10 protein-coding genes are annotated in these 12,786 nt (G+C 75.4%); 3 read left to right on the top strand and 7 right to left on the bottom strand.

The annotated features are described in order from the left end of the window. Positions 1 to 1,190, top strand: a 1,190-nt coding sequence (locus tag ACWCSD_RS34835) for an alpha/beta fold hydrolase (protein WP_449921344.1), incomplete at its 5' end; no start/stop codon positions are given. 7 nt (positions 1,191 to 1,197) lie between these two features. Here the strand turns inward: ACWCSD_RS34835 and ACWCSD_RS34830 are convergent. The 6 genes from ACWCSD_RS34830 to ACWCSD_RS34805 all read right to left on the bottom strand — a co-directional run bounded on the left by ACWCSD_RS34830 (position 1,198) and on the right by ACWCSD_RS34805 (position 10,751). After that, a complete protein-coding gene (locus ACWCSD_RS34830; protein ID WP_449921341.1) occupies positions 1,198 to 5,283 on the bottom strand; it encodes a hypothetical protein in 4,086 nt (1,361 codons plus the stop codon). 312 nt (positions 5,284 to 5,595) lie between these two features. Further along, positions 5,596 to 7,092 carry a DHA2 family efflux MFS transporter permease subunit gene (locus ACWCSD_RS34825; RefSeq protein ID WP_449921339.1) on the bottom strand — a complete coding sequence of 499 codons (1,497 nt, stop codon included), beginning with the start codon at positions 7,090 to 7,092 and terminating at the stop codon, positions 5,596 to 5,598. A 303-nt stretch (positions 7,093 to 7,395) separates the two neighbouring features. Then, positions 7,396 to 7,920, bottom strand: coding sequence for a type II toxin-antitoxin system prevent-host-death family antitoxin (locus ACWCSD_RS34820; protein ID WP_397156299.1), 525 nt, complete (start codon positions 7,918 to 7,920; stop codon positions 7,396 to 7,398). Positions 7,921 to 7,993: 73 nt separating this feature from the next. Next, the gene (locus ACWCSD_RS34815) at positions 7,994 to 8,938 is read right to left on the bottom strand and encodes a TIGR01777 family oxidoreductase (RefSeq protein ID WP_449921336.1); all 945 of its coding nucleotides are present in this window, start codon (positions 8,936 to 8,938) and stop codon (positions 7,994 to 7,996) included. Positions 8,939 to 9,083: 145 nt separating this feature from the next. Then, entirely contained in the window at positions 9,084 to 9,941 is an 858-nt protein-coding gene (locus ACWCSD_RS34810; protein ID WP_449921334.1) for an aldo/keto reductase, read from the bottom strand. 180 nt (positions 9,942 to 10,121) lie between these two features. Further along, positions 10,122 to 10,751, bottom strand: coding sequence for a class I SAM-dependent methyltransferase (locus ACWCSD_RS34805; protein ID WP_449921332.1), 630 nt, complete (start codon positions 10,749 to 10,751; stop codon positions 10,122 to 10,124). Between the two features lie 233 nt (positions 10,752 to 10,984). On the opposite strand from ACWCSD_RS34805, the gene ACWCSD_RS34800 reads away from it, so the two are divergent. Next, the gene (locus tag ACWCSD_RS34800) at positions 10,985 to 11,749 is read left to right on the top strand and encodes an SDR family NAD(P)-dependent oxidoreductase (RefSeq protein WP_449921329.1); all 765 of its coding nucleotides are present in this window, start codon (positions 10,985 to 10,987) and stop codon (positions 11,747 to 11,749) included. 59 nt (positions 11,750 to 11,808) lie between these two features. Next, entirely contained in the window at positions 11,809 to 12,408 is a 600-nt protein-coding gene (locus tag ACWCSD_RS34795) for a DUF4142 domain-containing protein (protein ID WP_449921327.1), read from the top strand. Between the two features lie 197 nt (positions 12,409 to 12,605). On the opposite strand, the gene ACWCSD_RS34790 is transcribed toward ACWCSD_RS34795, so the two are convergent. Continuing rightward, on the bottom strand, positions 12,606 to 12,786 hold a 181-nt coding region (locus ACWCSD_RS34790), incomplete at its 5' end, for a hypothetical protein (RefSeq protein ID WP_449921325.1).

Raw genomic sequence — 12,786 nt, 5'->3', positions numbered from 1 at the left:
AGCCGCCCGACGATGAGCACCGGCAGCAGGACCGAGCAGAGCGGGAACGCCAGGTCGCCGGGCTGGCCGCAATGGCCGGGACGGCGATGGTGGGCGCGCGGCCCGGGGTGTTCACGGTGACCGGCCTCGCGGTGTTCGCCTCGGTGTTCTATCTCGGGCTGCTGGTGTGCGTGCCCCGGCCGCGGGCGACCTGGGCGCGGTGGTTACGGGCCGCGCTGATCCTGGCCGTCGAGGTGGCGGTGGTCTGGCGGGTCGCGGACGCGACGCTGACCCCGCCGCCGGCGCCGGCCGGGGCCCCGTCGCCGGTGGCCGGGCAGCGCGAGTGGCGGCTGCCGACGGGGTCGCGGCTGGCGTACGTACGGGTCGCGCCGAAGCGGGTCATCCGCCCGGAGCCGGTGGTCTTCCTGTCCGGCGCGGCCGGCCTGGCGGACCTGGCCGCCGATCCGGCGTTCTACCGGCGGCTGGCCGCCGACGGGCACGAGGTGTACGTCTACGACCGGGTGGGCGCGGGACGCTCGGCGCGGCTGCCGGACCCGGCCGCGTACGGGCTGGGCCGCGACGTGGCGGACCTGGAGCAGGTGCGGCAGGCGATCGGCGCCCGTCGCATGACCCTGGTCGCGCGCGGCGAGGGCGCCCGGCTGGCGGCGGCCTACCTGTCCGCCCATCCGGACGGGGTGTCCAGGGCGGTGCTCGCCTCCCCCGCCGACCTCGACCGGGCCCGTGCCGCGACGCTGCTGGACGACGGCCCGCCCACCCCCAGGATGCTCGCGGTCTACACGCTGCTGCGGGTCGAACCGGCGGCGGCGCACGCGTTCGCCGGCGACGCCGAACTCGACGCCCGCGCCGCAGGCTCCGCCGTCTGCCCGGAGGGCCGGCCCGCCGGGAAGCCGCCCCTGACCCAGTCGGACGGTTCGGGTGGGTATGCGTGGCTGGTGGACCGGCCGTCGCCGCCTGGGATGCGGGAGGGGCTGGCCCGGGTGACGGCGCCCGTCCTGGTGGTCAAGGGGGCGTGCGACGGGGAGAGCTGGTCGGCGGCCACCGACGTCCGGCGGGCGATCCCCGGTGCCGGGCTCGTCTACGCCGAGGGGAGGGGGGCGTGCCTGACGACGCTGCGGGCGTTCCTGGCGGGCCGGGCGGTGCCGCCGTACGAGGGGGCCACGCCCCCGGCCGGTTACCGGGGGCCGTGGTGAACCCGGCTCAGCGGTCCCGCGTCCGGGGCTCCGGGCGGCCGGGGCGGGCGCAGGAGCCGGCCGTGGCCGCCGCCACCTTCCATCCCGCGTCCGGGAACGGCGACATGAAGTGGGTCAGCAGGTCCACCGCGTAGTCGGGGGCCTGCCCGCCGGGGTCGAGGAAGGACACCATCTGCGGGCCGTCGGAGCCGCGCAGGGTGATCGAGCCGCCCCTGCCGCCGGAGGCGAAGCCGGGCTTGGCGTCCACGGTGAGGCAGGCGAGCCCGATCCCGGCGGCGGCGATCTCCTGGCGGGCGCCGATGCGGCGCATGCGCTGGTCGTAGCGGCGCAGGGCGAGCGAGGTGGCCCGGGTGAGCCGCAGGGAGCCGGTGAAGGCGTCCGCGCCGATCCTCCTGCTCAGCCTCACCCGCAGGGAGACGTCCGGCCGCAGATCCACGCCCTTGGCGGTCAGGCGGAGGCGGTCGTAGGCGCCCTCGAAGCCGGGCGCGAGGAACCCGGCCGCGGCCGGCGCCTTGAGCCCGAACGGGATGCGCCCCGGCCGCACCCGCAACCAGGACACGCGCCGGACCGCCAGCGACACCTCCCGCACCGCGCTCTCGCCGAGCGCGAAGTCCCCGCCGACCTGGTAGGTGAGGAACCCCGAGGTGTACGGCACCTCCTTGGACACGGCGATCCGCTGCCGCTGGACCGGGCCCACGCGCAACCCGGCGCCCACCGCGACGCGGCCCGTCGGCCCCGGTTTCGAGACCAGATCGAGCGACTGGTCGGGATTGAGGCGGATCGTCGTGTCGGCGGCCAGGTCCTCGACCGCGAGCGAGACCCCGCCGAGCCGCCCGGACGGGTCCACCAGGCGGCCGTCCACGGCCAGCCGGCCGTCCAGGGTGCTCGCGCCGCCCCGGTAGGTGAGCGTGGGGACGCTCAGCCCGGCGGCCGAGGCGTCGGCGTCGAGCCCGAGCACCGCGGGGACGTCGGTCAGCCGCAGCCCGCCGCTGCCCCGGCCGGGCAGGGTGACCTCGGCGGTCAGGCGTTCGACCGGCGCGGAGTTCCGTACCCGGATCCGGGTCTGGGCCCCGTACGTGCCCCGCACGTCCACGGCGGCCGGCACCGGGTCGAGGGCGACGTGGCCGCGCAGCCCGCCCGCCTCGGCCCGCACGTCGAGCGCGCCCAGCGTGGCAGGCGGCTCGACGCGGTAGGCGACGTGCCCGGCGTCCAACGGGCCCAGGGACAACCGGGTGATCCTGGCCGGCAGCCGGGTCAGCGTGGCCCGCGCCCTGATCGGGACCGGCGCGAGCACGCTGCTGTCCAGGTGGAGGGCGAGGGTCCGGCGTCTGGGGGCGAAGCCGGAGAAGGCGAACGTGCCGCCCGCCGGGTCGATCGTCACCTGGCTGGGCAGGCCGGTGACGTCGAGGTAGCCCTGCAGGCCGTAGCAGCCGCGTCCCGCCGCGCAGAACGGGCCCTGACCGCAGCCCCCGGCCGGGCAGCCGCCGTCCGCCAGCGAGAGGCCGCCCTCGACGGCGGGCGCGGGACGCATGCGGGCCAGCGCGGCGGTCCTGCCGAGCCAGGCGCGGGCGGTCACGCCGAGCCGGGAGCCGGAGTAGGTGAGCCTGCCCTCGGGCGTGGCGGCGACGGTCAGGTCGCCCGGCACCGGCCCCACCCTGCCGAGGACGCCGAAGCGCACGTCCCCCAGGACGATGTCGGCGTCCACGGCGAGCCGCTGCCTGGCGGCCCGGAACCGGGCCAGGAACCCCTGGCCGGACGGGCTGAGCTCGACCCGCGACAGGCCCCTGACCAGCACGCTCGCGTCCAGGTCGCCGCCGGTCCGGTCGTAGTGGGCGGCCAGGTGCGGGCCGCTGGGGGACGTGGCGCCGTCGTGGTTGGCGACGGCCAGGGCCGCCGACCCCACCGGGCCGGACAGCCCGCGGAAGCGGTAGACGCCGTCCTTCCAGGCGGCCTCGAAGCGGGCCGGGACGCCGGTCACGTCGGCGGCGGCCCTGAGCACCCGGCCGCCCGTCCTGATCCGGGCCAGCGCCGACACCTTGGCCACGGGGGCGCTCGCGGTCCAGGCGAGCGTCCCGGCCGCGGTGTCGGCGGCCAGTTCGGCCCGCTCCGGCACACCCTCCACCGCCACCCGCACGTCGTCCCCGGCCGAGGCGCCGTCGAGGGCGGTGACGTACGACCTGGCCGCGTAGAGGCGGAGGCCGCGGAGCCGGCCGGACGTGGCGACCTCGACCGACGAGCGCTCGCCCAGCGTCCACGCGGTCCTGACGTCCCCACGCACCCCGCGGACCGTGCCGTCGATCGTCGGCCCGCTCCGGACGTCGGCGTAGGCCGCCCGGACCCGGCCGATCGCGCCGCCGGCCCGGTAGACGGCCGTCCCGGCGGCGGGGTCGAGGGTGAGGTCGGCCTCGGCGGGCGTGTTGGAGATCTCCAGGCGTGCCAGGCGCCTCCCGTCGAGGCCCGCGGCCACGAAGGGCCGGCCGCTCGCCCTGGCCTCCAGGCGGGCGTGCGGCGCGCTGCCGTAGGTGACGTCGAACCCCGACACGCCGGACAGCAGCGCCGAGACCCCGGCGGCGTCGCCGTTCTTGATCAGGGTGACGTGGCCGCCGGCGGGGCTGGAGATCGCGCCGCCGCCGCGTTGCAGGACCGCGGCGAACCGGCCGATCGGCGAACTGGCCGTCTGCGTGACGCGGTGCGCGGCCGGGTCGCTCTCCAACCGGACCCGGGCCGGCAGCCCGCTCAGCTCGGCCCGCAGCACGGTCCCGGACGCGGCCCGGTCGTAGTACAGCACCTTGGCCGAGCCCGCCCGCGCGGGCCCCGACGACTCGACGGTCAGGCTCTGCCTGCCGCCGGACGCGACGTGGGCGGCGGTGAACGAGCGGGGCACCTCGCGCAGCTCGGCGCTCGCCGCCGTGGCCAGGCGGCCGTCGCGGTAGAGGTGGGTGTGCAGCTCGGCGCGGGCGATCGGGGCTGGGGCGGTGAAGCGCATCCGTCCGCCGGCCAGGCGCACCTGGGCGCGGGCAGGCATGCGGTCCAGTACGGCCTGCGTGTAGCGGCCCGGGGAGACGGCGACCGCGTCCAGCCTGGCGGGACGCGACGCGGTGACGTCCAGCTCGACCTCTGGAGAGGTGGTGGCGTCCCGCTCGGCGGCCGGGGTTGGTGAGTCGAGGGTGGCCTCGACCGTGAGTCGTTCGGTGGCTGGGGTCTGGCGCAGGCTCACCGCCGTGCGTCCGGTCAGCCCTGCCAGGGTGACGGCGGACGGTCCCGGGTCCTTGCGGGTGACGTTCGCCCTGACCGTCCGGCCGTCCGGGTCGATGGAGAACGTCCCGCGGTCGAGCGCCGACAGCGACGCGCCGCCGCGCAGGCCGTCGAAGCCGACGGTCACCTTGCCGTCGTACTCGGCCCAGACCAGCGCCCTGACCCTCTTCCCGGACAGGCTCCTGACCGCGAACCCGAGCCCGATGCCCCCGCTCCCGGGGTTCGCGACGGGCACCAGGTCGGCCGCCAGGTCGGGGAGGCCGTCACCGGTGACGTCCGCGGCGACCGGCACGGCGACGGGCCTGCGCGCCGAACACGCCACCGCCCGCTCCACCCCCACCACACACAACCGATACGTCACCCCTTGTCTCGTCGGCAGAGCCCCACCGGCCGCATCACCCACCGGCCCTCTCGCCGAGACGACCACGCCGCCTCCCTGGGAGCGGATCAGGGGGACGGTCGGGCGGCCTCCCTGAGGGCGGATTGCGCGGCCTCCCTGGGGGCGGATCAGGGGGCGGATGTCCAGGCGCAGGGCGTCCAGGGCCTTGGTGACGGACGGGGGCGGGCGCAGGAGGGTCAGAGGGGCGGCGCCGGTCGTGTCGGGGAGGAGGGCGGCGGGGTCGGGGGCCCGCCGTCCGAGCCCCTGCCGTTCCTGCCGCCGAACGGCCTGGGCGGCGATGGCGTCGGCGAGACCCGTCCCGGCGGGCGTGGTGATCTGCAGCCGTTCCGGCCCCACCGGCCCCTTCCCCATCGCCCGTACGGCGGGCGACGGCCCCGACGGAACCCGCACCACGGCAGGCGGCGGCTCCGGAACCCCGGGCACCGCCTGCGCCATCACCTGACCACCCGCCGACGCCTGGCCCCCTCGCGCAGTCGAGGCGTGACCGGAGGCTGCGGCGACGGGCGGACCTGCCAGTGCCGTGGCTGCGATGGACGTCGAAGCGAGCACGCGCAGAAGGGCGTGCGGCATGAAGCGTTCCCCCGAACCCGTCTAACTCATCCCATCAGAAACAATGGTCACGAGATGACCATATTTCCTCACTAATCGTCAAACGCGGCGCAACGTGGAACTCCAATTCCCGCCCCCGCCACTTCGTCCCTGGCCACCTCACCCCCTCGCCGACGCGTTCGCTCGACGCCAGGTGAGCCGCTACGCCGCCGCCCGGCGCACCCCCGTCCGGCGCACCCCCGTCCGGCTCACCGCCGTGACCACGGTGGCCGCCACGGCGAGCACCAGCAGGACGCCCACCGCCAGCCGGTAACCGTCCTGCAGCACGTCGGCCACGCCGGACAGCCGGGCGGGGTCGGCGGCGTAGACCAGGTGCCGCTCGGCGGCCGGCACGGACGCGGCGACGATCGCCAGCGACATGGCGGTGCTGATCACGGTCGAGACGTTGACCAGCATGAGCCGTACACCGTTGACCACGCCGAGCCGGTCCTGCGGCGCGTCCATCATGATCGCGGTGGTGTTGGCGGTGATGAACAGCCCGCTGCCCGCGCCCACGAGCGCGAGCGCCGTCCCGAGCCAGGCATAGGGCACGGACGGGTCCAGCGCGGCCAGCATGACCGCCATGCCCGCCGCGCTCACCGCCGAGCCGGCCACCGCCACCGTGCGCGGGTGGAACCGTCCGGTCAGCGCCCCGGCGACCAGCGAGGTCAGGGCCGAGGCGGCCGAGACGGGCAGCACCGCGAGCCCGGCCTGGGCGGGCTCGAACTGCCGGGTGGACTGCAGGAACAACGAGATCACCAGCACGATCGAGAACTGCCCGAGCGAGTTGAGCACGGCGGCCAGGTTCGCCAGCGCGAAACCGCGGTCGCCGAACAGCCGCAGGTCGAGCAGCGGCGTCCGGCTGCGCCACTCGACCAGTGCGAACACCGGGGCCGCCGCCGCGAACGCCACCCCGCCCGCCACCACCCACGGGCTCAGCCAGCCGAGCGAGCTGCCCTGCGACAGGGCCAGCAGCAGGCCGCTCAGCCAGGTGAACAGCAGGACGATCCCCGGCACGTCCAGCCGCTCGCGCGGGCCCCTCGGCACCGGGCGGAGGGTGACCGCGCCCCAGACGATGGCCGCGACCCCGACGGGCACGTTGAACCAGAAGATCCACCGCCAGCCCGCCGCGCCCGCCAGGAACCCGCCGAACGACGGCCCCACGAGCCCCGCCACGGAGATGATGGCCATGTAGACGGCCATGCCACGGCCCAGCCGGGCCGGCGGGAAGGCGCGGGCCAGGATGGCCGAGCTGTTGGCCAGGATCATGGCCGAGCCGCACGCCTGGGCGACGCGGGCCGCGAGCAGCACCTCGATCGAGGGCGCGAACCCGGCCGCCAGGCTCGCGACGGTGAACACCACGAACCCCAGTAAGTACGTGCCGCGCCTGCCGAACAGGTCGGCCACCCGCCCGAACACCACCAGTCCGACCGAGCTGACCAGCATGTAGGCGAGCAGCACCCAGCTCGCCAGGAAGGCGCCGACGCGGAAGTGCGCGACGACGGCGGGCAGGGCCACGTTGAGCGAGCTGGAGTTGAGCCCGGTCAGGAACATGCCGAGGCTGGTGACCGAGACGGCCCGCCAGGCGTACCGGAGCTGCGCCGCCTCATCCTCCGCCCCCGCCACCGGCACCGCCGCGACGGCCTCGGACTCAGTCACGCCGGACCGCCTGAACGTTCATGCCCCACTCTTTCTAGAATCCTCCTCTAGGAGAGAGCCCACCCCGCCGATTGTCAAGATCCCAGCCCCGGGAACGTCCGGCCACAGGCGCGGGCGAGGGTGGCGGTGAGGTGGGGTGGGGGCACGTGCGGGCAGCAGCACGGGCGGAGGTGCACGCGCAGCGGCGCACACGTAAAGGTGCACGCGCAGCGGCGCGCACGCAGAGGGCGCCGCACGCAGATCCGGATGCAGGGGGCGGGCACAGGGGGCGCTGCGGGAGTCGGCGCCCCGTGCGGGGAGGGTTCAGGCCAGTGTGCGGAGGGCCTGCTCCGCGGTGTCGCCGGTGCCGACGGCCACCTCGCCGCCGTCGCCGTCACGCGCCACGGCGATCACTCCGGACCCTGTCGGATGGCGGCTCAGGGTGACCGTGCAGCCGTCACGCAGCAGCGCCTCCACGTCGGCCGCCCTCTGCGGCGCGGCTCGCTCACCGGATCCGGGCCCGAGCAGACGGGTGGCCGCGATCAGCGCAGCGACGGGCGTCCGGTGCCGGGCCAGGAGCACAGGGCTGTCGTCGTACGGCTCCGAGACCTGCCGGACGAGCTCCCCCAGCTTCGCCTTGGCCGTGGACAACGACACCACCGGCAATCCGGTCAGCATCCCGGGAACCTTGGACAGCGGCACCAGCGCGGCCCACTCCCAGCGCTCCCGCGTGATCAGCGTGATCTGCCCCTCACCCGCCGCGCCCACCAGCGCCCCCCAGCGGGACCGTGCCTCCTCGACCCCGATGGGCACGCCCAGCCTGTCCTCCATCTCGCTGTAATTGATCATGAGGAAAACCGTAAGGCACCTTACGATATTCGCGCAAGGATTCTCGCCCGCCCCCGCGCGGCGTCGGGCGCGCTCACCTCCCGCGACGCACCCTCCGGACGAGGTCGTCGGCGGCCTCCCGCCACTGCGGGTAGTCGAAGGCGAAACCCGCTTCCAGCAACCGCCCCGGGACCACCCGGCGGCTCTTGAGCAGCAACTCGGTGTCGGACCGCAGCGCGTACGCGCCGAGCTCGGCCATCCACCGCGTCGCCGGCAGGCCCACCGGCACGCCCCAGGCGGACCGCAGCGTCCGCATGAACGCGGCCTGCGGCAGCGGCCCGGGCGCGGCCAGGTTGACCGGTCCGCCCAGGTCGTCCCGCCCGGCCAGGAACTCGACCGCGCGGACGAGGTCGCGGTCGTGGATCCAGGACACGTACTGCGCGCCGCCCGCCAGCGGCCCGCCGAGGCCGAGCCGGGCCATGCGCAGCAGCACGTCGAAGACGCCGCCGCGATCGGGGCTCATCACCATGGCGGTGCGCAGGGCGACCTTGCGCGTGTGCGGGGTCTCGGCCCGCTCCTGCTCCCGCTCCCAGGCCTTGGCGATCTCGACGCTGTAGCGCCAGTAGCCCGGGACGCCGGGCTCGTCGCCGCCGATCAGGCCGGTCGCCTCGTCGTTGGGGGCGTCGAAGCGGTGCGCGTAGAGGGTGGCGGTGCTCATCTGCAGCCAGACCCGGGGCGGACGTGCGGCGGCGGCGATCGCCCGGCCCACGACTTGGGTGGAGCGCACCCGCGAGTCCATCACGGCCCGCAGGTTGGCGGGGGTGTAACGGCAGTTCACGCTCCGTCCGGCCAGGTTGACCACGAGATCGCTGCCGTCGATCTCGCGCGCCCACGCGCCCAGGGTCGCGCCGTCCCAGGCGACCTCGCCTTTCCGGGACGGCCTGCGGGTCAGCACCACGACCTCGTGGCCGGCGGAGATCAGCGCCCGGCGGAGGATCTGGCCGACCTGTCCGGTTCCTCCTGGAATCACGGTCTTCACTCTGCCGACCCTACTCCCGTCTTTTGAACGCGTTCAGGGCGGCCCCGAGCGCCGCCGGGCAGTGCGCTCGTCGCGGCGGAGGGCGTCGGAGAGGACGAAGGAGCGGAGGGGTCCTGGCCGGGCGGGAGTTCGCGGTCGCGGCGGTTCAGGACGTGAGGGCGTCCAGCGTGCGCGTGTCCTCGTCGGTCAGGGTGAGGTCGGCGGCGGCCAGGTTCTCCTTCAGATGGACGGCCGAGCCGGTGCCGGGCGTGGGCAGGACGACCGGGGAGCGGTGCAGCAACCACGACAGCGCCACCTGCCCGGACGTCGCGCCGTGCCGGGCGGCCACCCGCTCGATCGCCGCCGCCCCCGTCCCGGCCCCCGCGGCGAGGGAACCGTTCCCGAGGGGGAACCAGGGCAGGAACGCGATGCCCAGTTCTTCGCAGCGCGCGAGCACCGGCTCCGACTCCCGGTCCAGCACGTTGAACCGGTTCTGCACCGACGCCGGCCGCAGGACGGTCACTGCCTCGTCGAGCTGGTCCAGGGTGACGGTGTCGAGCCCGATGTGCCGGATCTTGCCCTCTTCGCGCAGTTCGGCCAGCGTGCCGAGCTGGTCGGCGAGCGGCACCGCGGGGTCGATGCGGTGGAGCTGGTACAGGTCGATGGTGTCGGTGCGCAGACGGCGCAGGCTCGCCTCGCACATGGCGCGCAGATCCTCGGGGCGTCCGGCGGCGTGCCACTTGTCCGGCCCGGTGCGGATCACGCCGCCCTTGGTGGCCAGCACCAGGTCGCCGGGGTACGGATGGAGGGCCTGGGCGATCAGCTCCTCGGCGATGTCCGGGCCGTAGTTGTCGGCGGTGTCGATGAGCGTGACGCCGCGGTCGACGGCCAGGCGGAGGAGCGCGACCGCCTCGCCGGGCGTCAGGCGCGGGCCCCAGTAGCCGGGGCCCGTGAGCTGGGCGGTGCCGTAGCCGAGGCGTCGCACCCGCAGCTCACCGGCGATCTCGAACGTCCTGCCCACCACCGCGCCCGCCTTTCCCCGATGAAAGGGCCCATCGTACGGCCGCCTCACCGCCGGGACCGCCGTCCCCTGACAGGGCGGCGCTCGTCCAGCAGTGACGACGGGTCGGGCTCCAGCCGGAAGCGGGGAGCCGAGAGCCGGAAGCCGGATATCCGGCGCTCCCGGGGGCCGTCGGGCCTGTTCTCAGAGCGTGGCCACCACCGCGTAGCGCTCGTCGGTGATCTCCTTGCCCCACAATGCCGGGTCGGGCAGGGGATGCACCCGAAGGTCGCCGACCAGGGGACGGAGGGCCGTGGTCAGGTTGTCGGCGGTGACGCCGCCCATCCACGGGAAGTGCTCACCCGGCACGTAGTCGGGCTGCCCGCCGGAGGTCTGCCAGCGGCCCTCGACCAGCACCAGCCAGCCGCCGGGGCACAGCAGCGACACCCAGCGGGCCAGCGCCGCCTCCGGATCGGGGATGGTCCACAGCAGGTGGCGGGCCAGCACGACGTCGAAGCGGCGGTCGGCGACGGGCGGGTCGGCCGCGTCTCCCGTCAGCACCGTGGCGCCGGTGGCGGCCAGCTTGGCCCGGGCGCGTTCGACCATGCGCGGGGCCAGGTCGACGGCGGTCAGACGATGACCCTGGACGGCCAGCAGCAACGACAACGAGCCCGTGCCGCAGCCCAGGTCGAGCACGTCGAGCGGCCCGGCGGGCACCCACTCGGCCAGGCGCGCCGCCCAGGCGGCCCTGACCTCGGGGTCGCGGAGCCCGTGGTCGGCTTCGTCGTCGAAGGAGTCGGCGGCGGCGTCCCAGAAGCCTGCGATGGTCGTCATGAGTCGCATCCTGGCAGGCGCCGCCGACAGTTTCGGGCCAGCCTCCGTACGCCCCCACGCGCCGGGATCCCCGCCCCGGCGCGGCCCCTGACCCACCGGCCGTTCCGCGCGCCCCACGCGCGGCCAGCGCCAGGCGGGCAGGGAGGGCGGCACGGGGAGGGCGGTCGCGGGACGGGCAGTCGTGGGCGGAGAACCTGGTGTACTGGTCTGACCAGTCGCTAGTGTTTCTCAGCATGACGGGATATGACGCGCTGTTCCGCCTCGACGGGCGGCGGGCCGTGGTGATCGGGGCCGGCAGCGGGATCGGCAGGGAGTCGGCGTTCGCCCTGGCCGCGCATGGGGCGTCCGTGGTGTGCGCGGACCGGGACCTGGCCGCCGCGCAGGAGACAGCCGCCGGGTGCGGGGGCACGGCCCGGCTGCTCGACGTGCTGGACGCCGACGCCGTCCGGGCGGCCGCCGCCGAGGAGCCGGCCGACGTGCTGGTGTTCACGGCGGCGACGAACGTGCGCAAGCGGCTGCTCGACTACTCCGGCGAGGAGTTCGACCGGGTGGTGGGGCTCAACCTGCGGGCCTCGTTCGACGTGGTGCGGGCCTTCGGCGCCGGGATGGTGCGGCGGGGGCGCGGGTCGATCATCGGGTTCGCGTCGATCCGGGCGTCGGTGACCGAGCCGGGGCAGGGCGTCTACTCGGCCACGAAAGCGGGGCTGGTGCAGTTGCTGCGGACGGCGGCGGCCGAGTTCGGCCCGCACGGCGTGCGCGTCAACGTGATCGCGCCCGGCGTCGTGGAGACCCCGCTGACCCGGCAGATCAAGGACAACCCCGACTGGTACGCCGCGTACGCCGCCAAGAGCGCCCTCGGCCGGTGGGCCACCGCGCCCGAGATGGCCGGCGCGGTGGTCTACCTGGCCGGCGACGCGGCGAGCTTCGTGACGGGCTCGGTGTTGTACGTGGACGGCGGCTGGACCGCCGTGGACGGCCGTTTCGATCCGCCCAATTAACTCGAATACTCCCGACCGGATGGGGCAGCAGGCACGGGTCCCATTGAAGGGAGGGACTCATGAGAACAGCACGGAGCCACTTAGCACCCGCGGGAATCGCGGTCGTGCTGGCGTTGACCGTGTCCGCCACGGCCCCCGCCGCGGCCCAGGCCGCCACCACCGTCCGGCCGGTGGCCGCGCCCGGCGCCGCAGCCGCCCCGTCCGTCCAGGCGTTCCACGCCTCGGGCCAGGACCGGGCGTACCTGCGGCAGGCGCACCGCGGCAATCTCGCCGAGATCGCGGCCGGGAAGGCCGCGCTGCGCAGGTCGCACGACGAGGACGTGCGCGAGATCGCCTGGCGGCTGATCCGTGACCACCGCAAGCTCGACGCCCGGCTGCGCGAGGTCGCGCACCGGCTGCGCGTCAGCCTTCCTGACGCGCCCAGCGCCGCCCAGCGCGACGACCTGGACGCGGTGCTCGCCCGCCGTTCCGGGCACCGGTTCGACCGGGCGTGGCTGCGCCTGGAGGCCGGGGCGCACGAGCAGACGCTCACGCTGATCCGGCGCGAGCTGCGGGACGGTCACTCCGGCTGGGTGCGGGACCTGGCGCGCGACGGCGCCCCCGCGGTCCGGCACCACCTGCGCGAGGTCCGCGCGGAACTCGACCGGCACACCCGCTGACCGGGCGTGCACCATCCCGCCCCGCGACCAGGACGCGAACCGTCTGACCGGGAGCGTGAACGGTCCGACTGGAGACATGAACCGTCCGACCGGGAACGCGGACCGGCCGACCAGGACGTGAACCGGCTGATCGGGACGGTGGTCGTCGTGGTCGCGGGCGTGATCCCCGGGCGGGGGCGCCCCCGCCCCCGCCCGGGTCAGGTCGCGGGAGTCAGCCGCACCTGCACCGGCCGTCCGTGCACGGTCTCGAACTCCAGGACCGTGCGCGGCCCGGTGATCCTCGCCCGGCACGGTTGGCCTCCCCAATCGCCGTAGACACCGATGACCATGGGCGGAGAGGCGGAGTGGGCAAGCAGCGCCAGCGCCTGCGCGTACTCC

Source organism: Nonomuraea sp. NPDC001684, assembly GCF_053596515.1.
This window is presented reverse-complemented; position numbering and strand designations above follow the sequence as displayed.